Annotated in this window: 18 protein-coding genes; 9 read left to right on the top strand and 9 right to left on the bottom strand. The window is 65.9% G+C overall.

The window, feature by feature from the left end; translation table 11 throughout:
* Nucleotides 1-96: 96 nt before the first annotated feature.
* From ABC383_RS05405 to ABC383_RS05395, 3 genes are all read left to right on the top strand, one after another.
* Entirely contained in the window at nt 97-1,803 is a 1,707-nt protein-coding gene (locus ABC383_RS05405) for a methyl-accepting chemotaxis protein (protein ID WP_413012343.1), read from the top strand.
* Nucleotides 1,804-1,945: 142 nt separating this feature from the next.
* Nucleotides 1,946-3,148, top strand: coding sequence for an ABC transporter substrate-binding protein (locus ABC383_RS05400; protein ID WP_413012342.1), 1,203 nt, complete (start codon nt 1,946-1,948; stop codon nt 3,146-3,148).
* A gap of 2 nt (nt 3,149-3,150) precedes the next feature.
* The gene (locus tag ABC383_RS05395; protein WP_413012341.1) at nt 3,151-5,997 is read left to right on the top strand and encodes a hybrid sensor histidine kinase/response regulator; all 2,847 of its coding nucleotides are present in this window, start codon (nt 3,151-3,153) and stop codon (nt 5,995-5,997) included.
* A gap of 953 nt (nt 5,998-6,950) precedes the next feature.
* Here the strand turns inward: ABC383_RS05395 and ABC383_RS05390 are convergent.
* On the bottom strand, nt 6,951-9,125 hold the full coding sequence (locus tag ABC383_RS05390) for an FUSC family membrane protein (protein WP_413012340.1): 2,175 nt from the start codon (nt 9,123-9,125) through the stop codon (nt 6,951-6,953).
* A 229-nt stretch (nt 9,126-9,354) separates the two neighbouring features.
* On the opposite strand from ABC383_RS05390, the gene ABC383_RS05385 reads away from it, so the two are divergent.
* Nucleotides 9,355-10,392: an SDR family oxidoreductase gene (locus ABC383_RS05385; RefSeq protein ID WP_413012339.1), complete on the top strand. Its 1,038-nt coding sequence runs from the start codon at nt 9,355-9,357 to the stop codon at nt 10,390-10,392.
* Nucleotides 10,393-10,558: 166 nt separating this feature from the next.
* Nucleotides 10,559-11,605 (top strand): phospholipase A, encoded by a 1,047-nt coding sequence (locus ABC383_RS05380; protein ID WP_413012338.1) that lies wholly within the window; start codon nt 10,559-10,561, stop codon nt 11,603-11,605.
* A gap of 32 nt (nt 11,606-11,637) precedes the next feature.
* On the opposite strand, the gene ABC383_RS05375 is transcribed toward ABC383_RS05380, so the two are convergent.
* From ABC383_RS05375 to ABC383_RS05350, 6 genes are all read right to left on the bottom strand, one after another.
* Nucleotides 11,638-13,047 (bottom strand): sensor domain-containing diguanylate cyclase, encoded by a 1,410-nt coding sequence (locus ABC383_RS05375; protein WP_413012337.1) that lies wholly within the window; start codon nt 13,045-13,047, stop codon nt 11,638-11,640.
* A 109-nt stretch (nt 13,048-13,156) separates the two neighbouring features.
* Entirely contained in the window at nt 13,157-14,965 is a 1,809-nt protein-coding gene (gene tfpB, locus ABC383_RS05370) for a type IV pilus assembly ATPase TfpB (protein ID WP_413012336.1), read from the bottom strand.
* Entirely contained in the window at nt 14,962-15,780 is an 819-nt protein-coding gene (locus ABC383_RS05365; RefSeq protein WP_413012335.1) for a spermine/spermidine synthase domain-containing protein, read from the bottom strand. Before ABC383_RS05365 ends, tfpB begins: the two co-directional genes overlap by 4 nt.
* 6 nt (nt 15,781-15,786) lie before the next feature.
* On the bottom strand, nt 15,787-16,260 hold the full coding sequence (locus ABC383_RS05360) for a DNA-deoxyinosine glycosylase (protein WP_413016244.1): 474 nt from the start codon (nt 16,258-16,260) through the stop codon (nt 15,787-15,789).
* 7 nt (nt 16,261-16,267) lie between these two features.
* Nucleotides 16,268-17,482, bottom strand: coding sequence for an MFS transporter (locus ABC383_RS05355; protein ID WP_413012334.1), 1,215 nt, complete (start codon nt 17,480-17,482; stop codon nt 16,268-16,270).
* 104 nt (nt 17,483-17,586) lie between these two features.
* Nucleotides 17,587-18,021, bottom strand: a complete 435-nt coding sequence (locus tag ABC383_RS05350) for a DUF29 domain-containing protein (protein WP_413012333.1) — start codon at nt 18,019-18,021, stop codon at nt 17,587-17,589.
* A gap of 215 nt (nt 18,022-18,236) precedes the next feature.
* Between ABC383_RS05350 and ABC383_RS05345 the strand changes: the two genes are divergently transcribed.
* The gene (locus ABC383_RS05345) at nt 18,237-19,268 is read left to right on the top strand and encodes a 2-dehydropantoate 2-reductase (protein WP_413012332.1); all 1,032 of its coding nucleotides are present in this window, start codon (nt 18,237-18,239) and stop codon (nt 19,266-19,268) included.
* A gap of 234 nt (nt 19,269-19,502) precedes the next feature.
* Here ABC383_RS05345 and ABC383_RS05340 read toward each other — a convergent pair whose 3' ends face one another.
* The gene (locus ABC383_RS05340) at nt 19,503-19,895 is read right to left on the bottom strand and encodes a GFA family protein (RefSeq protein ID WP_413012331.1); all 393 of its coding nucleotides are present in this window, start codon (nt 19,893-19,895) and stop codon (nt 19,503-19,505) included.
* Nucleotides 19,896-20,138: 243 nt separating this feature from the next.
* Nucleotides 20,139-22,052, bottom strand: a complete 1,914-nt coding sequence (gene htpG, locus ABC383_RS05335) for a molecular chaperone HtpG (protein WP_413012330.1) — start codon at nt 22,050-22,052, stop codon at nt 20,139-20,141.
* Nucleotides 22,053-22,295: 243 nt separating this feature from the next.
* On the opposite strand from htpG, the gene ABC383_RS05330 reads away from it, so the two are divergent.
* From ABC383_RS05330 to ABC383_RS05320, 3 genes are all read left to right on the top strand, one after another.
* Nucleotides 22,296-22,754 carry a RidA family protein gene (locus tag ABC383_RS05330; protein ID WP_413012329.1) on the top strand — a complete coding sequence of 153 codons (459 nt, stop codon included), beginning with the start codon at nt 22,296-22,298 and terminating at the stop codon, nt 22,752-22,754.
* Between the two features lie 35 nt (nt 22,755-22,789).
* The gene (locus ABC383_RS05325; protein ID WP_413012328.1) at nt 22,790-23,983 is read left to right on the top strand and encodes an aminotransferase-like domain-containing protein; all 1,194 of its coding nucleotides are present in this window, start codon (nt 22,790-22,792) and stop codon (nt 23,981-23,983) included.
* Between the two features lie 653 nt (nt 23,984-24,636).
* Nucleotides 24,637-25,071 (top strand): hypothetical protein, encoded by a 435-nt coding sequence (locus ABC383_RS05320; protein ID WP_413012327.1) that lies wholly within the window; start codon nt 24,637-24,639, stop codon nt 25,069-25,071.
* The last annotated feature ends 55 nt before the right edge of the window (nt 25,072-25,126 follow it).

Raw genomic sequence — 25,126 nt, 5'->3', positions numbered from 1 at the left:
CGCCGGCCCCGGGGGCGTCAAATGACGGCGTTGCCTCAAGTTTCATACTTTCAAGTCGTTATTGTCGGTGTCCGATACCAATTTCCACCGATATCCATGCTTCAGAACATCACCATCAAGAGCCGCCTGATCTTCGTCCTTTCCTTCCTGTGCCTGCAACTCGTCGTCGGCGGCGTGATCGGCATCGTCAGCCTGAAGTTTGCCAATGACGACATGGAGATGCTGTACCGCGAACGCCTGGTGGCCATCGGCGAAATCAATGGCGTGGCAAGCCTGATGAACCGCAACCAGATCCTGCTGGCAAGGGCGATGACGGCCGATTCGTCCAAGGTCGGCGGCCTGATGTCCACATTGGAAGCCAACCGCAAGGAGGCCGATGCGCTGTGGACAGCCTATGCGAAGACCCCGAAGAAGCCGGAGGAGCAGAAGCTGGCCGACCAGTTCGCCGCGGCGCGCAAGACCTATCTCGACGAAGGCCTGGTGCCGGCGGTGCAGGCGGTGCGCGGTGAGGACACGGGCCATGCGATCGAACTGCTGCACGGCCCGGTATCGACCTTGCTGCTGCCAACGCAGACGGCGATCGATGCGCTGATCAGGCTGCAGTCCGACGGCGCAAAGGCCGATTTCGAGCGCAGCCAGACCATTTATGTCTGGGTGCGCAACACCTGCTCGGCGGCCGTGGTGCTGGGCATGCTGCTGGCCATCTTCATCGGCGTGCGCCTGGTGCGCGCCATTACCGGCCCGCTCGATGAAGCGGTGCGCATCGCCAGCGCCGTGGCTTCCGGCGACCTGACCCAGGACATCCCAGTGCGCGCCAACGACGAGACCGGCAAGCTGATGCAGGCATTGAAGCGGATGAACGACAGCCTGGTCGACATCGTCGGCCGGGTGCGCACCGGCACCGACACCATCGTGTCGGCCTCCAGCCAGATCGCGTCGGGCAACCTCGACCTGTCCTCGCGCACCGAGCAGCAGGCTTCCTCGCTGGAGGAAACCGCCTCGGCGATGGATGAACTCAACTCCACCGTGCGCCAGAACGAGGACAATGCGCGCCAGGCCAACCAGCTGGCCCTGGCCGCCTCCGACGTCGCCGCCCGCGGCGGCGCGGTGGTGTCCGATGTGATGCAGACCATGGGCGCCATCAATGCCGCGTCGCACCGCATTGCCGACATCATCGGCGTGATCGACGGCATTGCCTTCCAGACCAACATCCTGGCGCTCAACGCCGCGGTGGAAGCGGCCCGCGCCGGCGAACACGGGCGCGGTTTCGCGGTGGTGGCCACCGAGGTGCGCAGCCTGGCGCAGAAGAGCGCCTCGGCCGCGCGCGAGATCAAGACGCTGATCACCGATTCGGTCAGCCAGGTCGAAGGCGGCACCAAGCTGGCGCAGCAGGCCGGCGCCACGATGGAGGAAGTGGTGGCCAGCGTGCGCCGCGTCACCGACATGATGGGCGAGATCAGTTCCGCCAGCGCCGAGCAGAGCGCCGGCATAGGCCAGGTCAACCAGGCCATTACCCAGATGGACCAGGTGACCCAGCAGAATGCCGCGCTGGTCGAGCAGGCCGCCGCGGCAGCCGGCGCGCTGCAGGAACAGGCGCAGCATCTGCTGACGGCGGTGCAGGTGTTCCGCATGCACGGCGGCCAGGCCGTGGCGTCGCCGCATGTGGCCGTCGCTTCGCCGAATGTGGCCGTCGCTGTCGCGCCTGCCGGCCAGTCAGCGCCGGCACGGGCCGCCCGCAGCGAGCCGCGCCTGCCCGCGCCGGTGAGCGCGCCGGCTGCCGGCGGCGACTGGGAAGAATTCTGATGCGCCTGCGCGTCGCGGCGCTGCGTCGCGCAGCGCCGGTTTCCTTCCATCCTGCAGCCAGCCTTGCCAGATAGCTTGAGTGTTTCGTATATCGCCAAAAAACATTTCACATAGAATGCCATTCCGGATTGCGGATTGGCCTATGTGCGTTTCTTACCTGGCAATGCTGGCGCGACTGTTGCGCGTCCTTGCTCTCTCTTCCCTGCTGCTCGCCTGGCCGGCATACGGCGCCGGCGGGCCGGTGCTGGTCGGCCTGGACGCCGAGTTCGGCCTGGACAACAGCATTTCCGCCCAGGCGATCGAACTGGGCATGCGCACGGCGATCACCGAGATCAATGCCGCCGGCGGCGTGCTGGACGGCCGCAAGCTGGAGCTGGTCATGCGCGACCATCGCTCCATCCCTGCCCGCGGCATCCGCAATATCCGCGAACTGGCGGCCATGCCGGACCTGGTAGCCGTGTTCGGCGGGCGCTTTTCCCCGGTGCTGATCGAGCAGTTGCCCACGCTGGCGGAGGCGCGGCTGCCCTTCCTGGCGGTCTGGTCTTCCGCCGACGCAATCATCGACAACGGCACCGATCCCAACTACATGTTCCGGGTGTCGCTGCGCGACAGCCTGGCCATGCCGTACATGCTCAAAAGCGCGGAGCGGCGCGGCTACAACCGCATCGGCCTGCTGCTGACCAATACCTCCTGGGGCCGCAGCAATGAAACCGCGGCGATGCTGCATGCGGGCGCCGGCAAGGCGCGCGCCCGTATCGTGGGAACGGCCTGGTACAACTGGCGCGACAGCACGCTCATGCCCGGCTACCAGCGCCTGCGCGACGCCGGCGCCCAGGCCATCGTGCTGGTGGCCAATGATGACGAGGCGGCCATCCTGGTCAGGGAAATCGCCGCGCTGCCGCCGGCGCAGCGCCTGCCCGTCATCAGCCATTGGGGCGTGACCGGCGGCGACTTCGTCGGCCAGGCGGGGCCGGCGCTGCAGCAGGTGGACTTCACCGTGATCCAGACCTTCAGCTTCTTCCAGGCCGACCCCAGGACGCTGGACGGCTTCATGAAGGCCCTTGCGGCCGTCTCGCCGATACGGCGCATCGACGATATCCGGGCGCCGGTTGGCGTGGCCCATGCCTACGATGCGATGCACCTGCTGGCGCGCGCCATCGCGAAGGCCGGTAGTACCGAGCGGCCGGCGGTGCGCGATGCGCTGGAGCGGCTGGGTAGCTATCGCGGCCTGGTGCGCCTTTATCAGCCGCCTTTCACCAAGGACCGGCACGAGGCCCTGGGCCCGGAACAGCTGCTGATGGCCCGCTTCCGGGCTGACGGCACGCTGGTTCCGGCCGGGAAGTAGGCATGCTGTTCAACGGACTCGCGGCCGGCAGCCTGGCGCGGCGCTTTGCGTTTTCCTCCGCCGCGCTGGCCGCCGCTGCGCTGCTGCTGACGCTGCTGGCTTCCTGGGCGCTGGTGGCCCAGCAGCATGCCAGGGGCCTGGCGGCGCTGCATGCGAAGGAAATGGACTTCCACGCCAGCAGCGCGCGCGGCCTGCTCAGCGGCATCGCGGTGCGGCTGGAAGAACTGTCGCAAAGCGCGATCCTGGCCAATGCGCTGGTCGACAGCGCCGGCCGCGAGACCTATCTCAAGCCCTACCTGAACGGCGCCCGCCAGATCAATGGCGTGCCGGTGCACCTGATGCTCAGCGACTTCGAGGGCGCGCTGATCGCGGAAAGCGCCGGCGCCCGCTTTTCCCCCGATGAACTGGCCTGGCTGCGGCGCCAGATGGCTGCCGGGCAGGATGCCGCCGCCACCCAGGACGGCGCGGGCGGGCCGGAACTGCTGGTGGTGCACCTGCTGCGCTATTCCCGCACCCGCACGCCGGAAGGCGCGCTGCTCTACAAGCTGCGCCTGGCCGATGTCGAGCACGATGCCGGCCTGGCGATCATGCCCGGCCCGCCGGATGGAGTCGTCGCCGCCGACCTGCGCCGCCTTGAAATGCCGCCGCTGTTGAGCGGCCTCGGTCTTTACCTCGTGCGCAGCGACATGCCGCCAGCCGACTATGGCGCGCTGCTGCCGCATTACGCCCTGATCCTGGTGGTGGTGCTGGCCCTGACGACGGCGGTATTGCTGCTGGGCTCGCGCCTGGCGCTGGCGCTGACCCGCGACCTGCGGCGGCTGGAACAGTTTTCCAGCAGCGTAGTGCGCGACGGATTCGGCATGGGCCGTGTCGAGGCGCGCGGCAGCCGCGAGGTGGCCAGCCTGGCGGTGTCGATCAACCACATGCTGGACCGGCTGCATGAACAGCATGCTCTACTGCGCAACGAGAACGAGAAGTTTCATCAGCTGGCCGACACCATCCCGCAGCTTGCCTGGATCGCCGACGCGCACGGCCGGGTCGAGTGGTACAACGACCGCTGGTACGCCTATACCGGACTGACCGCGGAGCAGGCGGCGGACAACGGCTGGCGCCAGGTCGCCGACCCGGCGGAGCTGCCGGCCATCGACGGCCAGTGGCAGGCCGGCATCGCGTCCGGCGAGCCCTTCGCCCTGACCTTTGCGATGCGCGGCGCGGACGGAAGCCTGCGGCGCTTCTTCACCCAGCTCGCGCCGCTGCGCGACGCCGGCGGCAGGCTGGTGCAATGGTTCGGCACCAACACCGACCTGTCGCCGCTGGAGCAGGCGCAACAGGCCATGCGCCAGAGCGAGGAGCGGCTGCGGGAAAGCCTGCTGGCCGCCAACATGGCCGCATGGCGCTGGAACCTCGACAGCGGCGTCACCCGGTTCTCGGAAAACGCGCCGTCGGTATTCGGTCCGGTGTGGGAACAGGCCAGGCAGGACAACGACGAGATGGACAACTGGCGCTTCCTGCCGGCGGCCGATCAGGCACGGTTGCGCGCCATTGCGGAAGATGCGCTGTCGCGCGGCGACTCTTACCGCTGCGAGATCGAGCTGCCCGACACGGCGCCCGGCGAGTGCCGCTGGATCGAGGTGCGCGGCAAGGCCGACAGCGATGCGCCGCGCAGCAGCAGCGGCATCGCGCTCGATGTCAGCGAGCGCAAGCGGGCCGAGCTTGCTCTGCGCCTGGCCGACCAGCGCAAGGATGAATTCCTCGCCATGCTGGCGCATGAGCTGCGCAACCCGCTGGCGCCCATCAGCAGCGCGGTGAAGATCATGGAACTGATGGCGCCGGATGCGCCGCCGCAGGTGCAGAAGGCGCGCGAAGTGATCGACCGGCAGGCACGGCACCTGGCGCGGCTGGTGGACGACCTGATGGATGTGTCGCGGATTTCCACCGGCAAGATCGTGCTGCGCGACGAGGAGGTCGATCCGGTGGCCATGGTCCAGCGCGCCATTGAAATGAACCGGCCGCTGCTGGAGGCGCGCGGCCATCAGCTGATTACCCAAGGCTTGTCGCAGGGCTCGCTGCCAGTGCTGCGCGGCGACTCGACCCGGCTCACGCAGGTGATCGGCAACCTGATCAACAATGCCGCCAAGTACACCGAGGCCGGCGGCCGCATCACCGTCAGCCTGGAACAGCAGGGCGGCTGGCTGACGATCGGGGTGGCCGACAACGGCGTGGGCATGTCGCCGCAGATCCTGCCGCATGTGTTCAATCTCTTCCTGCAGGCCGAGCGCTCGCTGGACCGCTCGCTGGGCGGCCTGGGCATTGGCCTGTCGGTGGTCAAGCGCCTGACCGAGCTGCATGGCGGCACGGTCGAGGCGCGCAGCGCCGGCGAGCGGCTCGGCAGCGAGTTCGTGGTGCGGCTGCCGCTGGCGCGCGCCGCCGTGTCGCCGGCGCCGGCCGCAGCGCCGGCCAGCCTGCCGACGCTGGCCCGCCGCATCCTAGTGGTGGACGACAACCGCGACGCGGTCGATGCCCTGGCCATGATGCTGCGCCTGAACGGCAGCGATGTCGAAGTGGCCTATGACGGCGCGTCCGGCCTGGCCACCGCCCAGTCATTCCGCCCCGACGCGATCGTGCTCGACATCGGCCTGCCCGGCATGGACGGCTACGAAGTCGCGCGCCGCCTGCGCACGCGGCCGGAGACCGCCGACAAGCTGATCGTGGCCGTCACCGGCTATGGCCAGAAGGAAGACCGCGAACGGGCGCATGCTTCCGGCTTCGACCACCATCTGGTCAAGCCGATCGAATCGGAAAACCTGATCCGGCTGCTGGCGGGGCAGCGTGGTTCGGTGTCGCAGTAGGGGGGGCTCGCAATGTGCGTGGGGCAGTCGGGTAGCCCTTGGGCTAGGCGGCGGCCGGGCAGTTGCGGTTGCGATTGCGATTGCGGTTGCAGTTGCAGTTGCAATTGCCGTTGCCGTTGCCGTTGCAGTTGCTTTTGAAGTGGCAGTGAAGTCCCGTTGAGCGCGCCGTGTCAGCGGTGCCCGGAGCGGAAAAAGGTGCGGCGTCTGTCTGAGCCAAGCTTTGCTTGGCGAGTTTAGCCGCGCCCCGCTCCGGGTACCGCTGACACGGGCACCCCCGCGCAGCGGGGGCGCGATCATCGGGTCGCCTTTTTTGGTTACTTTTTTGGCGAAGCAAAAAAGTGACCCGGCCGCCGGGACGGACTCCCGGCTTGTCTCCACGGCAGTGCAGCCGCCTTGCGTCACCCGGCAACGCCCGGGCAGCACTGTCGGTGTTGATGTTGACGTTCGTATTGAAACTTCAAACTTCAAACTTCAAAAGCAACTGCTGCTTCGCAGTGACGTCTTTACGGCGGATGAAACAACACGACCCCACTATCGTCATGACCAGGCCGGGAGTTCGCCCCGGCAGGCGACCTACTTCTTTTGCTTCGCCAAAAGAAGTAGGCAAGAAAAGGCGACCCGGTGATCGCGCCCTCGCTGCGCGAGGGTCCCCGTGCCGTCGATGCATGGAGCGGGGCGCGGCTAAACTCGCCAAGCTGCGCTTGGCTCAGACAGACGCCGCACCTTTTCCCGCTCCATGCACCGACGTCACGGCGCGCTCAACGGGACTTAAAACCAACTGCAACGGCAACTTCAAAAACCAACTGCAACGGCAACTTCAAAAACCAACTGCAACGGCAACTTCAAAAGCCACTGCAACGGCAACTGTCGCTACGCGTAAGTCAAAAGCAACGGCGACGGCACCCCTACCAGCACCGGATAGCCACTGCCCCCATCAGCGGCAGCCGATCAACCTACACCGTCCTCAGCATCCGCGCGATCATGCCAGCCTGAAACGCGATCTGGCGCACATCGTCGTCGAGCAGGCGGGTGCGGCGCTGCAGGGCTTGCCATCCGCTCCAGGCGTCGTCGGAATGGACCTCGGGCGGGCCGGGCGGGGCTTGGTCCGGCGGCAGGCCGGAGTCCAGCGCCTGCCGGGCCTGCGCCAGCATGCGGCAGGCTTGGTCGCAGGCCTGTTCCAGCCAGTCGTTGACGGCCTCGCGCGGCAGCGCCTCGGCGTGGTTGCGCAGCAGCAGCCGGATCGCGGCGATCTGGGAAGCCACCAGGTAATTCTTCAGCACGAACTGGTGTATCTCCTCCACCGCGCGGCGCTTGCTGGGCGGCTCGTCCTGCATGCGCAGCAGCGCCGCCGACAGCGCGGCCAGGCTGTCCATGAACTGCTTTCTCCTCAGGCGATAGACGAAATCGTTTTCGGCGCGCTCCTGCAGCAGTTCGCGGCTGGCGGCGAGGTAGGCGCTGCTGGCCTGCAGCACGCCACGCAAGAGGCGCGCCAGCGAGCGGTATTCCCAGTTCGGCAGCACGAAGCTGAAGACGGTGGCGATGACCGCGCCCAGCACGGTGTCGACCAAGCGCTCGCCGACCACATGGCCGCTTTCGGGCAGCAGCAGGCTGATCTGCAGCAGGATCTGCATGCTGGCGGCCACCGCCGTGTAGCGGTACTTGATGGTCACGAAGGTCGGCCCGGCGGCAGTGGCGATGAACAGGCAGGCCAATAGCACCGCCGGCGAGCGGGTGACGTGCAGGATCATCAACGTCAGGGCGCAACCCACCAGCGTGCCGATCAGGCGGTCGCGGCGGCGCTGACGGGTCATGCTGTAGCTCGGTTTCAGGATCACGGCAATGGTCAGCACGATCCAGTAGCCATGCGAGGCATAGGGCAGGTGGCCGGCCACCACCAGGCCTACCAGCACCGCCAGCAGCACCCGCAGCGAGAAGCGGAAGATCGGCGAATCCATGCGCAGGTTGTCGCGCAGCACGCCGAGTTCGTATTTCTGCTGTGTGAGGAAGGGCGTCATGTCCACCGACGGCACCAGTTCCAGGCTGTCGGCCTGCGGCGTGGTGGCGCGATGCAGCTGGGCGACCATGCCGACCATGCCGCTGATGCGGCTGTAGGCCGAGCGCAGCAGGTCCAGGGCTTCCTTGCTCACGCCTGGCTGGCCTTCCATGCGGCTGATCGCCTCGTCCAGCGCTCGCAGTTCCGGCGTATAGCTGACCTTCTGCAGCGAGCCGCGATGGCGGGTCACCGCGTAGGCAACCGATTCGATGTCGCGCGCGGCCTTGGCGACCAGGTCGCGCATCCAGGTCAGCACCTCGCTGTCGGCAAACTGGCGCCGCAGCAGCGCGTAGTCGGTCTGGGTCGCCAGCACCAGTTCATACAGGTCCAGCATCGCGTAATGAACCTGCACCAGCACCTGGTCGGAGGCGCTGCGCCGGCCGCGCAGGATCAGGTCGCGCGCGGCCTGCTGGCGCTCGGCCAGCACCACCTGGCGCCGGATCAGGGCCACCAGCTGCGCATCGAGGTCGGTATGGATGTCGTAGAAACCGGCCTTGATGTCGACATACTGCGCCAGCTCGTACAGGGCCTCGGCCAGCACCTGTTCCTTGATGCGCCGGCGCAGCAGCCAGGCCAGGCCGATCGCATACCACAGGTAGGCCAGGCCGCCGGCCATGAACAGCCCGGCGTGGGCCAGCGACTGGATGGGCGTCAGGATGTTCTGCATGGCCAGCGTCATCGAAAACAGCGCGGCGAACTGCAGGGGCATGCCGCGCCGGCCGAAGGCGAGCATCATGCTGGCGAGAAAACTGACCAGGGCCACCACGATGAACAGCAGCCAGGGCAGCGGCGCGCACAGGCTGATGACCAGCGTCAGCACCGTGCCCAGCAGCACGCTGGCCAGCATCTCGTTGAACTTGTGGCGCAGCGGGCCGGGCAGGTCCATCAGGCTGGTGCACAGCGCGCCGATGCAGACCGTCATCGCGGTGCGCAGGTCGCTGGCGGCAAGCGCCAGCAGGGTCAGGCCGATCACGCCGGTGGCCGCGCGCAGCCCGGTGGCGAAGTAATGGCTGTAGAGGAAGGTGCGGGGCGTCAGCGCATAGTGCATGGAAAGGCGGGGAGGTTGGCCGGTCATGCATCATAGCCTGCGCCGGCACGGGCTGGCGGCGGCGCAACCACCCTCCTTATCCGGACGCAGCACCGGGCGTTGCGCTGCCTGCCGGCAAGCCGGCGCGGTAGGAATGCGCCGACAGGGATTTGAGCGCTTTGCTGATTCCTGCGGCAGCCCCGGTTCTGGCAGCATGGCGGTCTGATTCGCCCCGGGCGCATGCCCGCCATTCAAACGTGAATAAGAGGACAGGCGCATGAAAACGCAACTCAAACCATTGGCCGAGCAAGTCATCGTCATCACCGGCGCTTCCAGCGGCATCGGTCTCACCACGGCCCGCATGGCGGCCGAGCGCGGCGCCCGGCTGGTGCTGGTGGCGCGCAACGGCGAAGCCCTGGAAACCATTGCCGGCGACCTGCGCGCGCTGGGCGCGGAAGTGATTCACGTCGTGGCCGACGTCGGCAAGGAAGACGAAGTACGGGCCGCGGCGCGCACGGCCATCGAGCATTTCGGCGGCTTCGACACCTGGGTCAACAATGCCGGCGTGTCCATCTTCGGCCGCAACGAGGAAGTCTCGCGGGAAGACCAGCGCCGCCTGTTCGACACCAACTTCTGGGGCGTGGTGCATGGCTCGCTGGTGGCGGTGGAACACCTGAAGACCAAGGGCGGCGCGCTGATCAACCTGGGCAGCGAACTGTCCGATACCGCGGTGCCGCTGCAGGGCATGTATTCGGCGTCCAAGCATGCGGTCAAGGGGTTCACCGATTCGCTGCGCATCGAGCTGATGGAAGAAGGCGCGCCGGTCTCGGTGACGCTGATCAAGCCGGCCGCGATCGACACCATGTTCGTGCCGCATGCCAAGAACTACATGGACGTCGAGCCCAAGCTGCCGCCGCCGATCTATGCGCCAGACCTGGTGGCCAATGCGATCCTGGAAGCGGCGCAGACGCCGCATCGCGACATCTATGTCGGCGCGGCCTCCAAGCTGACGTCCTCCACCGCGCACCATGCGCCGGCGGTGCTGGATGCGCTGATGAAGCGGCTGATGTTCAAGCAGCAGCGCTCACAGACGCCGGCCGGCGACCGTGACGACAACAGTTTGTATTCGCCGGTGCCCGGCCGCGACGGCCGCGAACGGCAGGGCCACAAGGGCATCGTGTTCGAAACCGCGCCTTACACCAGCGCCACCTTGCATCCGAAGACGACGGCGGTGGCCCTGGGTGCGGGACTGGCGCTGCTGGCCCTGTGGCAAAGCCGCTCGCGGCCGCGCCGCGGCTTCGGCCTGGCGCGCTAAGGCGCCTGCCACTGCCGGGCCGGGCTGGACCGGCAGTGGCAGGCTGGCATTGATACCGGCCACTCATCAGCGACATGGCGGGTCGCGCGGCTCAAGGCGGCGCGGCTCGCCATGTCGTTCTATTTCCCTTAACGCAGGCGGACCGCCGCTTGCCATGTGTGTCTCGATGATTCCGATCCCGCGTTCCGCCTGCTGCCTTCTGTTCCTGCTAGCCACCCACACCGCCCAGGCCGTCGACAGCGAGGCGCTGGCTTCCTGCGCCTCGCTGGACAATGACCTGTCGCGCCTGACCTGCTACGACAGGCTGAGCGGCCGCGCCGCGCCGCCGCCCGGCGCCGCCAATCCGCTCCCTGCCGCATCGGCGCCGGCGGCATCGTCGCCCGCCGTGGCATCGTCGGCGTCGCCTGGGGCCGGCGGCGCTGCCAGTTACCTGTCGGAGCACTGGGAACTGGATGAAGCCGACAAGCAGGGCACGTTCCGGTTCCGGCCGCATCATCCGAACTACCTGGTGGCGCAACTCACCTCCAGGCCCAACAGCGCCCCCTTCGGCCCCAACAACCCACTGTCGGCAAATTCGCCGGCCGGCATCGACCACGTCGAACTGCGTTATCAGCTGGGCTTCAAGACCAAGCTGGTCGAGCGCGCCGCGGGCAGTTCGGCTGATCTCTGGTTTGGCTACACGCAGCAGAGCTACTGGCAGGCCTTCAATGGCGCGGCGTCGCGCCCGTTCCGGGAGACCAACTACCAGCCCGAGCTGATGGCGGTGCTGCCGGTCAATGTGGGCATCGGCGACCTGCGCCTGCGCTTCCTCAATCTGGGAGTCGCGCACCAGTCCAACGGCCAGTCCGGCGACCGTTCGCGCAGCTGGAACCGGGTGTATGCCCAGGCCGGCCTGGAGCATGGCGCGCTGTCCATGACCACCCGCATCTGGAAACGGCTGCCGGAGGGCCGGGATGACGACAATCCCGACATCCTCGACTACATGGGCCGCGGCGACCTCAGCGTGCAGTGGCGCCGCAACGGCCACGAGCTGTCGCTGACGGCGCGGCGTAATTTCTCGACGCGGCACGGCATGCTGGAAGCCGGCTGGGCCTTCCCGCTGGCGCCTGGACTGAAAGGCTACGTGCAACTGTTCTCGGGCTATGGGCAAAGCCTGATCGACTACAACCATGCGCAGCAGTCGCTGGGACTGGGCGTGATGATCGCGCTGTGACGGGCTCCTGGCGCAACCGGCCTGCCGGATGGCTACTGGTAGAAGCGGAAGCCGGCGCCGTCGTGCTCGCGCTGGGCCACCCGGTCGCGGCCGGCATGCTTGGCCGCATACAGCGCTTCATCGACCGCCCGGATCAGGGTTTCATGGCTGTCGAAGCGCTGTTCTTCATCCATGTGGGCCGCCATGCCGAATGATGCGGTGGCGGTAACCAGGTGCTGTTCATGGCGCACCATCAGGCCGCCGATCACTTTCTTCAACCGCAGCAGCAGCTTGCCGGCCGCCGCCAGCGGCGTGCCGGGCAGCACCAGGGCGAATTCCTCGCCGCCGTAGCGGGCAAACAGGTCTTCCTGCCGCAGTTCGCTCATGACCGCGCGCACCATCGAAATGAGCATCTGGTCGCCGGCCTGGTGGCCATAGGTGTCGTTGATCTGCTTGAAATGGTCGAGGTCGAGCAGGGCGATGGTCAGCGGCCAGCCATGGCGCGAGGACAGCTCGAATTCCCGCCGCACCGCTTCCTCGAAATAGCGGCGGTTGTGGGCGCCGGTAAGCGCGTCGCGCTGGGCGCGGGCTTCCATCTCGCGCATCTCGTGGATCTGGTGCGATGCGAGCAGTTCCTGCGCATGGGCCAGCATCGCGGCCGCCTCCGACGGCCGCAGAAGGCGCATGTCGAACAGCTCTTCGAACGCGGGCACCGCCGCCGTCAGTCTTCCCAGCGCATCCGACACCGCCGCGGCGTCCAGGCCAAGGCGCTGCGCGGCGCTGGCGGCGCGGGTTGCCACGACGGCATTGCCGGAATGCATCACCAGGTCGGCGACCGGCCCGGAAAGGGCGATGCAGGCATGCATGTCAGACGACAGCTCGGGCTGGTGGCCATGGCTGGCCAGGCAGGCCTGCGCCAGGTAGGGCGGCAGCTGCCAGCGCGACAGCAGCCAGTGGCCGGCCTCGTCATGGCCGCAGCCGAAGGCTTCGCGCTCGGCGCGCAGCAGGTCGTCGTTGCTGGCGGCGGCCGCATGGATGGGCGCATATTCATCGGGCATCATGCTGGCGAACGCCAGGATGCCGACATCCTGCAAGAGGGCGGCGGCAAACAGGTCGTCCAGGTTGCTCATGCCGCGCCGCGCGCCCAGCGCCCGCGCCGCCATGGCGCACAGCAGGGCGCGCCGCCAGAACGTCGTCATGTCCAGCGCGGCGCCGGACTGGCCGCGGAAGGAACTTGCCAGCGAAAACGAGAGGGCAATCATGATAGCCGCGCGCACGCCCATCAGCCCCACCGCCTCGCGCACGTTCGAGGGCTTGCGGCGGCTCTGGTAAAAGGCGGAATTGGCCACTTTCAGCAGTTTTGCCGTGAGCGCCGGGTCGCGTGCCAGCACGTCGCACAGCTGTCCCATGTGGGTGGCCGGGGAATTGGCCAGTTCGATGACCTGGAGGGCGATCGCGGGCAAGCTGGGCAGGGTGGAGCAAAGTTTAAGGCGCCGGGCGATCTCGGGGTTCACAATGAGGCGGGGGTTTTGTTCGCGAGCAAGTATTTTAGCATATTGCATTAAGGAAATATCAGGCCGACCCGTGTGGTTCTCCGTCCTGCAACAGTGCCGCCGTCACCTTCAGCACTTCTTCCGCCGTGGTCACCCCTTCGGCGACCTTGCGCGCGCCGGCCACCCGCAGCGGCGTCATGCCGTCCTGCATGGCCTGCGTCCTGAGCAGGCGGGTTTCGGTGCTGGCGGTGATCAGCCGGGAGAATGCCGGCGTCACCGACAGCAACTCGTACAGGCCGGTGCGGCCGCGAAAGCCGGTCTGGCGGCACTCCGGGCAACCCACGGGGCGGTACACCCGCTGCGGCCTGGCCAGCGCCTCGCCATGGGCAAGGCTGCGCCAGACCTCGTCGGTCAGCACGCCGTCATCGCTCTTGCAGTAAGGGCAGAGCACCCGCACCAGGCGCTGCGCCAGGATGCCGGCCAGCGTGGCTTCCAGCAGATAGTGCGGCACGCCCAGTTCCAGCAGCCGCATCACGGCCGAGGGCGCGTCGTTGGTGTGCAGCGTCGACAGCACCAGATGCCCGGTCAGCGCGGCCTGGATCGCCATCTCGGCGGTGGCAAGGTCGCGGATCTCGCCCACCATGATGATGTCCGGGTCCTGCCGCATCAGCGCGCGCACGCCGTCGGCGAAGGACAGGTCGATGCCGTTCTGGACCTGCATCTGGTTGAAGGCCGGCTCCACCATCTCGATCGGGTCTTCCACCGTGCAGACATTGACTTCCGGGGTCGCCAGGACTTTCAGCGTGGTGTAGAGGGTGCTGGTCTTGCCGGAACCGGTGGGGCCGGTCACCAGCAGGATGCCGTTGGCGCGCGCGGTCAGCAGGTCCCAGCGCCGGGCGTCGGCCGCCGGAAAGCCCAGTTCCGCCAGCGTCTTGACCACCACCTCGGGGTCGAAGATGCGCATCACCAGCTTTTCGCCGAAGGCCGTGGGCAGGGTGGCCAGCCGCAGCTCGATTTCCTGTCCGCCGGCGGTGCGGGTCTTGACCCGGCCGTCCTGCGGCCGGCGCTTCTCCACCACGTCCATCCGGCCCAGCAGCTTGATGCGCGACGTCATGGCCAGCAGCACCTGCGGCGGCACCTGGTAGACCTGGTGCAGCACGCCGTCGATGCGAAAGCGCACCAGGCCGGCATCGCGCTTGGGTTCGAGGTGGATGTCGGAGGCGCGCTGCTCGAAGGCGTACTGCCAGAGCCAGTCGACGATGTTGATGATGTGCTGGTCGTTGGCGTCGACCTGGCGGTTGCCGCGGCCGAGTTCGACCAGCTGCTCGAAATTGCTGCGCAGGGCCAGGTCCTGTCCGCCCTGGCGACTGGCGCCCTTGATCGACTTGGCCAGCGCGAAGAACTGCGCCGTGTACTGGGCAATGTCGAGCGGACTGGACACCACCAGCCGCACCTCGCGCCGGCTGAGCCGGGAAATCTCGGCCACCCATTCGGTGCGCAGCGGATCGGCCGTGGCCACGGTCAGCACGCTGGCCGTCATGTCCACCGGCAGGATGCCGAACTGGGCGGCATAGGCGGCCGACATTACGTCGGCGACGCGGGTGAAATCGATTTTCAGCGGATCGATGCGGTAGAACGGCAGGCCGCTGCGGGCCGCCAGCCACTCGGTCAGCCAGTCCAGCGTCAGCGGCCGGTGCGGCGGCTGCGCCGACTGCAGCTTCACCTGCGCCACCGCCACCAGCGGATGCATGGCCATGGCGCTGGCCTTCTGCAATGCCTGGGCCTGGCTGTAGGCGGCGCGGGCATCGGCTTGCGCCACCGTGCGGTCGGTCACCAGCCAGGTGAAGAGCTGGTGCAGGTCGAGCAGCTTGGGCGGCTGGCTGCTCATGCGCCCTGCGCGGGGCGGGAAGCCTTGATGCCATTGACCCATGAGCGGGCTGGCAGCTTGGTCGCGGCACGGATCGCCGCGGCGCGTTCATACAGCAGCGGGAAGTCGAGCGCCGGCTTGTCGCGAAAGCCCAGCGCCACCACGTTGCCGTCGTGAACTTCGGGCAGCGCAATCACGTCGGCGAAGGCATGCCGCATCGCCTTGAGGTTTTTGGCGTAGCTCGGATGGTCGCCGAACAGGTTGACGGTGGCGATGCCGCCGGGCGCGAGGCAGGCGGCGCAGTCGGCATAGAATTCCGCGGTGTCGAGCACCGGGCCGCGGGCGGTGGCGTCGTAGAGGTCGATCTGCAGCGCGTCCAGCGTGCCGCGCCGGGCCGGGTCGGCGACGAATTCGCCGGCGTCCATTTCCAGCACGGCCAGGCGCTCGTCCTGCGGCGGCAGCTTGAACATCGATTCGCAGATCGCGATCACCGACGGGTTCAGCTCCACCGCCGTCACCCGCGCCTGCGGAAACTGGCGGTAGCTGAACTTGGTCAGCGCGCCGGTGCCCAGGCCCAGTTGCGCAATGTGCTGCGGCTCGCTGATGAACAGCATCCAGGCCATCATCTGCTGGGCATATTCCAGCTCGATCCAGTCGGGCTTGCGCAGGCGCATCGCGCCCTGGACCCATTCGGTGCCGAAGTGCAGGAAGCGCACCCCATCCTCTTCCGACAGCGTGACCGGGGCGTATTTCGGCTTGCGGGGTGGACGGGCGGTGGCGGGGCCGGGACGGCGCAGCGACTCTTCTTTTTCGATGGATTTACGTTTGATAAGCATGCGGGATTATCGGTTGATGGCCTGCCACTGCGCAAGCTTGTCGTCGAAGGACAGCCGGGCATTCGCCGGCGAGCTCGACGGCAGCACCACGGTTTCATAGCCGGCGTCGGCATACAGCGGCGCATAGCTGCCTGAGGTCTTGCCGTTGAAGCAGACGCGGCGCAACCGAGGGCACAGTTCCCTGAGCAGCAGGTGGTCATTGGCCTGCGGCCGGCGGATGGCCGCATCCAGGCTGCCGAGCCGTTCGCAGGCGGCCAGCGCATCCCACAGGCCGACATGGCGCGCCAGCAGCCTTTGCAGGCGCTCGTCGTAGGGCAGGTCGTACAGCGGCTCGCCCAGCACCGCGCCCAGCAGCTTCCAGAACTGGTTGCGTGGATGGGCGTAATACCGTTCGGCGCGCAGCGAGGCGGCGCCGGGGAAGCTGCCCAGGACCAGGGTATGGATGTCAGGATCGATCACCGGGGCCAGGCCAGTCAGCAGCGGAGAGTCAGCCATGACGTTCACTGAGGAAGAAGACCAAGGCGGCCGCCGGCAGCGCCAGGCCGATCCAGCATGCCAGCGACCAGCCGCCGTGCGCATAGGCCCAGGCGCCGATGGCCGAACTGGCTGCGCCGCCCATGAAGAAGGTTGCCATGAACAGGCCGTTGAGGCGGTTGCGGAACTCGGCGCCGAGCGCAAAGATCACGCGCTGGCTGGTGACCAGGTTGGCCGTTACGCCGAAGTCGAGCACGATGGCGGCCAGGGTCAGCAGGGCCAGCGCCAGCGTGGAGCCGTCCTGTGCCACGAGGCTGATCAGGAAGCCGGCCGCCACCATCAGCATGGCGACCGTGCTCATCATGCGGCCATGGCCGCGGTCGGCCAGGCGACCGCTGATCGGCGCCGCGATCGCGCCAGCCACGCCGGCCAGCGCAAACAGCGCCACGCCGCGCTGGCTCAGGCCAAAGGCCGGGCCGGTCAGCAGCAGCGGCGCGGTGGTCCAGAACAGGCTGAAGGCGCCGAACAGGCAGGCCTGGTAAAAGGCTCGGCGCCGCAGCACCGGCTGGCTGCGGGCCAACTGCCAGAGCGAGGCCAGCAGCTGGCCATAATGCAGGTTCGCATCCGGCTGGCGGCGCGGCAGGATGAACAGCAGCAGCGCGGCGAGCGCCGCCATCAGTCCGGCCGAGAGGCCGTAGATCGCATGCCAGCCCCAGAGCGACGCGACGAAGCTCGACACCGGCCGCGCCATCATGATGCCGATGATCAGGCCGCTCATTACATTGCCCACTACCCGGCCGCGATTGGCCTCGGTGGCCAAGTGGGCCGACCACGGCACCAGGATCTGCACCGTGACCGAGGTAAAGCCGATCGCCGCCGCGGCGGCCAGGAACAGCGGCGCATTGCGCACCAGCGCGGTTGCGGCCAGCGACACCGCGCAGGCAGCGATCAGGGTCAGCACCAGCCGGCGGTTTTCCAGGATGTCGCCGAGCGGCACGATGAACAGCAGGCCTAGTCCATAGCCGATCTGGGTCAGCGTCACCAGCAGGCCGGCCAGGCCGGGCGACAGGCCGAGTTCGGCGGCGATCGGGCCGACCAGCGGCTGCGCGTAATACAGGTTGGCGACGATCAGGCCGCAGGCGACGGCGAACAGGGTGGGCAGCCAGGCGGGCGCATGAATTGCCCGTTCGGAGGAAGACAGGCTGGCGGGCGGAGCAGGGGGTTTCATCGGGGAGCCGGGCAAAGTGGCCAATGATACCGGCACGGCGCACAGGCTGCTTGTCATCGCCCAGATCGCCATCGTGTGCAGCGAACCCGATGCGCGGCTGGAGATCAGCCGAAAAACTCCCGCGACAGCACCTCTTCGGCATTCCACGGACATTCGGCAGGAAAGCGCCGGTAACTGATGCCGGTCTCCGATGCGGCCAGGGCAATGGCGTCATCCCAGGCATCCGCCCACCAGTCGCTGTCAGCCAAGCAGCTCTGCAGGCTGGGTGTTTTCCTCAATCGACGTTCGATGCTGTTGCGCTGCGTTTGGATGGTGGCTTCCCAGCTGGCGCCCCGGTAATCAGGCTGATGGACCCACTTCAGCAAATGGCATAGCAGAATTGCCATTCGGCTTGCCAGTTCCCGCTGTTCACTTTTGCCCACGTCTTCGATTTCCTCGGCAACATGCTGCGCGTCCAGTTCGGACAATCTGCCGGAGCGAAGTAGCTGTGCCTGTTCCTGCGACCAGGCCACGATGTCTTTGTCATAGGAAGTTTTCATCTGCCATTCTCCGGAGTGCGACCGCGCCATCGACGTGGGAAAGACAGCATTGTACGGCTGGAAGGATGCAGCGATCCGGAAAAGTGGCGTGGGGGATGCGCTATCCTGACGGGCCATGCATGCCAGCTATAATTTTGCCTTTTACTAAAACAACAATGCCAAGAGACAGCAATGATGCCTTTTCAGCGTCCGTATTGGTATTTCCGGTGCCATCCATGACAGCGGAAAATGAAACTCCTTCCACCATCGCCATCTTCGGCGCAGGCTCCATCGGCGCCTTCGTCGGCGGCGCCCTGATGGCCGGCGGCGCCGACGTAGTGCTGATCGGCCGTGCCCGGGTAGGCGAACGGATTGCCCGGCATGGGCTGGCCATCAGCGACATGGATGGCCGCCGCCTTGAGGTGCCAGCCGAGCGGGTGCGTTACAGCGAGGATCCGGCGGCGCTGGCCGGTGCAGGCCTGATCCTGGTGACGGTGAAGAGCGCCGACACCGCAGCCGCAGCGCAGGCACTGGCGACCCATGCTGCAGCCGGTGCGGTCGTGGTCAGCCTGCAGAACGGCATCGGCAATGCAGACGTATTGCGGCGCGCCTTGCCGGGCCGCCAGGTGCTGGCCGGCATGGTGCCGTTCAACGTGGTGCAGACGGGGGATGGCCGCTTCCATCGCGGCACCGAAGGCAGCCTGATGGTGGAAGCGTCGCCTGCATTGGCGCCATGGCTTGCCGCGTTCGAGGCAGCCGGCCTGCCGCTGCTGCAGCGGGCTGACTTCGTCTCGGTACAGTGGGGCAAGCTGCTGCTGAACCTGAATAATGGGATCAACGCCCTGTCCGGCCTGCCGCTGAAGGCCCAGCTCTCGCAACGCAGCTACCGCCGCTGCCTGGCGCTGCTGATGGATGAGGCGTTGGGTGTGCTGCGGGCCGCCGGCATCGCGCCGGCCCAGGTGGCCAAGGTGGCCCCGGCCAGACTGCCCAAGCTGCTGCGGCTGCCGAACTGGCTGTACAAGCGGCTGGCATCGGCCTCGCTGCGCATCGATCCGGAGGCGCGCTCTTCGATGTGGGAGGATTTGCAGGCCGGTCGGCGCACCGAGATTGACTATCTGAATGGCGCCGTGGTTGCGCTGGCGGGCAGCGTGGGGCGAGATGCGCCTGCCAACCGGAAGATCGTGGATTTGGTGCATGCAATGGAGCAAGGGAATGGTCAGGCGATGGCGGGGCCCAAGCTGCTGGCGGCCCTGAGCAGGAGCGCCTGACAAAATGGTTCTGGCGTCGCCGCTCCTCTTGCCTGACTGCCCGTATTGTCTGGGCCGGCTTAAAGGCGGCGACCGCTATGTGCCAGATTTTTGCGAATTGATTTGGTGCCAGCACCATCATCCCGGGTCATACTTTTATGTGGTGCCCTAACGGAGTACGGCAAGCAATACTGACGAAACTGGCTGGGCGAATGCTTGCTGAAGTAGCTGTTCGATGAAATACGGAGGATGCAGCTACAGCATCGGTATTTTTTCCAATTCCTTGTCCCAGTTAGCGCGGCTGGAACCAAACAGATGGACGTCTGGCCTGAGCAAGACTTCGCTATCAAGACTGCCGGCCGGAACAACCAGCATTTGGCCTTCCATCTGCAGGGTTGGCAGCGCCGACCCGCAAACAGAACAGAAGCATTTGCTGTGTCTGGTCGAGGGCAGAGTGAATAATGTCGTCTCGTCTTCACCAGCAATCCATCTCAAGCGTGCGACCGAAGAAAACAAGTTTGCGGCGTGAGCCGAGCCGATGTCCTTGCGACAGTGCTCACAGTGACAAAGAAAAAACTTTTCAAAATCGCCTTCCACTTCAAAGCGTACTGCGCCGCACAGGCATGAACCAGAGTGCTTGCCGATCATGTTTTCATTTCTCCCGATGATGCCCGTTGAATTCCGCGATCAAGCGAACCGGCATTGCGTTGCACCAACCACAAGGTAACGCTGATCTGCCTCCCGTTCATTCCCCAAGCTGGCGTGCCAGGGTGGGTCGATGGCCACGCCATGGGCGCCGGCCGATTTTCAATCGACGAAAAAAAGACCGGCGCAATGGCCGGTCTCGTTGATTGGCAATGGGATCGCGGTACGAGCCCGCGGCCTGTGCATTTACCGTGTAGCCATCCCCAGCAGCATCTCATTGAGCCGCTTCACGAACCCGGCCGGATCAGTCAGCGTGCCGCCTTCCGCCAGCGCGGCTTGGTCGAACAGGATGTTGGCCCAGTCGTCGAACTTGCCTTCTTCGTACTTCAGGCGCTGCACCAGCGGATGGTCGGGGTTGATCTCCAGGATGGGCTTGGATTCCGGCGCGTTCTGGCCGGCCGCCTTCAGCATGCGCAGCAGGTTGCCCGACAGTTCGTTCTCGTCGGCCACCAGGCAGGCCGGGGAGTCGGTCAGGCGGAAGGTCACGCGCACTTCCTTGGCCTTGTCGGCCAGCGCGGTCTTCATCTTTTCGACCAGGTCCTTGTACTGGGCCTCGGTTTCCTCATGCTGCTTCTTCTCGGTCTCGTCTTCCAGCTTGCCGAGGTCGAGGTCGCCCTTGGCCACCGACACCAGTTCCTTGCCGTCGAAGTCCTGCAGGAAGGACAGCATCCACTCATCCACGCGGTCGGTCAGCAGCAGCACTTCCACGCCCTTCTTGCGGAAGATCTCCAGGTGCGGGCTGTTCTTCGCGGCGGCATAGGTTTCGGCGGTGACGTAGTAGATCTTGTCCTGGCCTTCCTTCATGCGCGACACGTAGTCGGCAAACGACACGGTCTGGGCGTCGCCGTCGTTCTGGGTGGAGGCAAAGCGCAGCAGCTTGGCGATGCGCTCCTTGTTGTTGCTGTCCTCGCCGATGCCTTCCTTCAGCACCTGGCCGAACTCGGTCCAGAAGGTGGTGTATTTGTCCTTCTGCTCCTGCTCGTCGCTGTTGGCCAGCTCTTCCAGCATGCCCAGCACCCGCTTGGTCGAGCCTTCGCGGATCACCTTCACGTCGCGCGACTCCTGCAGGATCTCGCGCGAGACATTCAGCGGCAGGTCGGCCGAGTCGATCACGCCCTTGACGAAGCGCAGGTAGACCGGCATCAGCTGCTCGGCGTCGTCCATGATGAACACGCGCTTGACATACAGCTTGATGCCGCCGCGCTTGTTGCGGTCCCACAGGTCGAACGGCGCCTTGGACGGGATATACAGCAGCTGGGTATATTCGCTGCGGCCCTCCACCCGGTTATGGGTAAAGGTCAGCGGGTCCTGGAAGTCGTGCGACACATGCTTGTAGAACTCGGTGTACTGCTCGGGCGTGATGTCGGCGCGGTTGCGCGCCCACAGCGCGCTGGCCTGGTTGATGGTCTCGGGTTCGTCGGTGACCACCATCTCCTTCTTTTCCTCGTTCCACTCTTCCTTCTTCATCTGGATCGGCAGGGAGATATGGTCGGAGTACTTGCGGATGATGGACTTGATCTTCCACGACGACAGGAAGTCGTCCTCGCCTTCGCGCAGGTGCAGGATGATGTCGGTGCCGCGGCTTGGCTTGTCGATCGCTTCCACGGTGAAGTCGCCTTCGCCGCCGGATTCCCAGCGCACGCCTTCCGAAGCCGGCAGGCCGGCGCGGCGCGATTCGACGGTGATGCGGTCGGCGACGATGAAGGCGGAGTAGAAGCCCACGCCGAACTGGCCGATCAGGGCCGCATCCTTCTGCTGGTCGCCGGAGAGTTTCGAGAAGAATTCCTTGGTGCCGGATTTCGCGATCGTGCCCAGGTGTTCCACCGCGTCGTCGCGGCTCATGCCGATGCCGTTGTCGGAGATGGTGATGGTGCGGGCTTCCTTGTCGAAGTCCACGCGTATCTTCAGGTCGGGATCGTCCTCGAACAGCGCGCCATTGTTGATGGCTTCAAAACGCAGCTTGTCGGCGGCGTCGGAAGCATTGGAAATCAGCTCCCGCAGAAAGATTTCCTTGTTGGAGTACAGGGAATGGATCATCAGCTGCAGCAGCTGCTTGACTTCTGCCTGAAAGCCCAGGGTTTGCTTTTCGGATACGGCCATTTTTTCCTCGGAGGTGGATTGAACATGTGCCGGCGCACCCGCAGTGCCCGGCGCCAGCGATTGCCAGAATATGTGGCTGATATTGCAAGGTGTCGCGGATATGGGGCTGGCCGCCGGGCATTTCAAGCCTGCAATTTCAACGAGCCGGCCGCCCCCCGGCCGGGCTTAGGAGTAAAATTGCGGGTTTCCCCGGCGCATGCCATTGTTCGGTGCGTCCGTTTCCCATCTTTTCCGGAGTCCTCCATGTCGATAGACGAAAAACTGCTTGCCCTTGGCATCACTTTGCCCGCCGCCGCCGCGCCCGCCGCGGCTTACGTCATGTATGCGCAAAGCGGCAACCAGGTTTTTCTGTCCGGCCATATCGCCAAGAAAGATGGCAAGCCCTGGGTAGGCCAGCTCGGCCGCGACCTCGGCACCGAAGAGGGCAAACAGGCGGCGCGTCTGGTGGCCATCGACCTGCTCTCCACCCTGAAGGCAGCCTGCGGCGGCGATCTCGGCCGGGTGCGGCGCATCGTCAAGGTAATGAGCCTGGTCAATTCCACGCCTGACTTCACCGAGCAGCACCTGGTGACGAACGGCGCTTCCGAGCTGCTGGTCGAGGTCTTTGGCGACGCCGGCCGCCATGCCCGTTCCGCCTTCGGCGTGGCGCAGATCCCGCTCGGCGCCTGTGTTGAAATCGAACTGATCGCCGAACTGGCCTGACTACGCACCGCAACCGGCACACCACTTTTCCCAGCATGAAAATCGAAAACCCCAACCCCATCCAGTGGCAGTTCTCGCAACGCGCCGAGCAGCTGCAAAGCTCCGCCATCCGTGAAATCCTGAAAATCACGATGCGCCCGGAAATCATTTCCTTCGCCGGCGGCTTGCCGTCGCCTCTGACCTTCCCGGTCGAGCGCATGCGCGAGGCCTACGACGCGGTACTGACCCGCGCCGGCCGCGTGGCCCTGCAGTACGGCCCGAGCGACGGCTATGCGCCGCTGCGGGAATGGATCGCCGACTCGCTGTCCACGCCTGACTCGAAGATCGTACCGGAACAGGTGCTGATGCTGTCGGGCTCGCAGCAGGGCCTGGACCTGCTGGGCAAGGTGCTGGTCGACGAAGGCAGCAAGGTATTGGTGGAAACACCCAGCTACCTGGGCGCGCTGCAGGCCTTCTCGGTGTACCGGCCGCAGTTCGTGTCGGTGGCCACCGACGACGACGGCCTGGTGCCGGCCGACCTGGAGGCGGTCGGGCAGGGCGCGCGCCTCCTGTACTCGCTGCCCAACTTCCAGAACCCGACCGGCCGCAGCATGACGATGGAGCGCCGCGTGGCGCTGGTGGAAACCTGCGCGCGCCTGGGCATCCCGCTGATCGAGGACGACCCCTACGGCGCCCTGAGCTATAACGGCGAGCCGCTGCCCAAGCTGCTCAACATGAACCCCGGCGGCGTGGTCTACATGGGTTCGTTCTCCAAGGTGCTGACCCCCGGCATCCGCCTTGGTTATGCGGTGGCGCCGGTGCCGCTGGCGCGCAAGCTGGAGCAGGCCAAGCAGGCAACCGACCTGCATACCGCGCAGCTGACCCAGATGGTGGTGCATGAAGTGGTCAAGGACGGTTTCCTCTCCGAGCATATCCCGACCATACGCCAGCTCTACGCCGACCAGTGCCAGGCCATGCTGGACGCGCTGCAGGAATTCTTCCCGGCCAGCGCCACCTGGACCCGCCCGCAAGGCGGCATGTTCATCTGGGTGACGCTGCCGGCGCATATCAACAGCATGGAGCTGCTGGAGGCGGCGGTCGCGGAAAACGTCGCCTTCGTGCCGGGCGCGCCTTTCTATGCCAACACGCCGGCCTCGAACACGATGCGCCTGAGTTTCGTGACGGTGCCGCCGGAGCAGATCCGCATCGGCGTGCAGAAGCTGGCAAGGCTGATCGCGGCGCGCAGCTGACCAGCATCGACTTCACTGAACGGCGGCCGGTGAAACGGCCGCCGTTTTTTTTCGCGCGGCTCAGGGCCCAGGCGGAGCTGCGGCCATCGCACTTTTCGCCTCGGCTATTGACGTCCGTTGCCTTTGGCTGCGACAAGCAGCTGTAGCAACGATTCCGGAAGGCAAGTCCCGCACCAAGCCCAGCAAGGATTCTCGCCAGTTCTTCTGTAGACCGTCGATCGTAAAAATTTAGGGCTATCAGCGAACAAATGAATTGAAAACGGTTACGAAGGGCGGTCATCAGCTCAATGCTGCGAAACGCACAGTACGTGTGTCGCTGCTGACAGGAAGCTGAGCATCCCGAGCGCACGCGCTTTTTCCGATTGATTTACTAAGCTGATCCAATGGCATTTGCAGCAACCGCATTCAAACACGACGCGTGTCGTGATTCCTTTCCCACCAGTTCCATAGCCGCGCCACCGAAACCTCCCGCCCCTAAGCAACTGCACATCTTCGCCGTGGTGTGCGCGAGAGAACAGCGCAGGGCGCCGACGTGAATCCAGCCCGATCGCAAGGGCAAGACTGCCTCGCATCATGCCGTCGGAGTCAAGTCACTGGCATTGGTCAGGGTTGTGGCAAGCGAGAACGCCGATTCTACGATCCGTTCGGATGGCATGACGCCGGTTGAACCGGCCGCACGCATCGGCTTCGGTGCCGACTTTGCCGCGCTGGCCACTGCCGCTTTCTGGCAAGCCCTAACGGCGGGCGGCAAGCCCCTGTCTGCCTGGCGCGCCGCTGCAAGGGTTCGCTTCGTAGAGCAAGGTTTCGCGCTCCTTTTTGTTGGGCAGCTCAATGCCGCACTGGCCCGGACTGGACGCTGCGGCCTGCGCGTTGCGCGACACGGGCCGCATGCAGACGACCGAACAAACTTTCTTCAAGCAGCGGTCTCGCTCGATGGCCGTTTCTGTGCGGCTGGCCGCTGCCTCCTGGCAGGACTGACCCGGGCGGGCTGCCGCGCAAGTTTTTCCATTCGTGCCCTGGCGCATGCAGTCAACGATTTCCAAGGCATTTCTTTCGACTTATCAGCAAGGTATGACTATGTTAGTTAGCAGCGTTTATTCTTTAAGGACACTGGGACCCGGAAGCCACTGTTATTCAAGCGGC

The sequence above is a fragment of the Noviherbaspirillum phoenicis genome (assembly GCF_047237965.1).
GTDB lineage: Bacteria > Pseudomonadota > Gammaproteobacteria > Burkholderiales > Burkholderiaceae_D > Noviherbaspirillum_A.
Note: the sequence above shows the minus strand (reverse complement) of the source record. Positions and strands in the feature narration are given on the sequence as shown.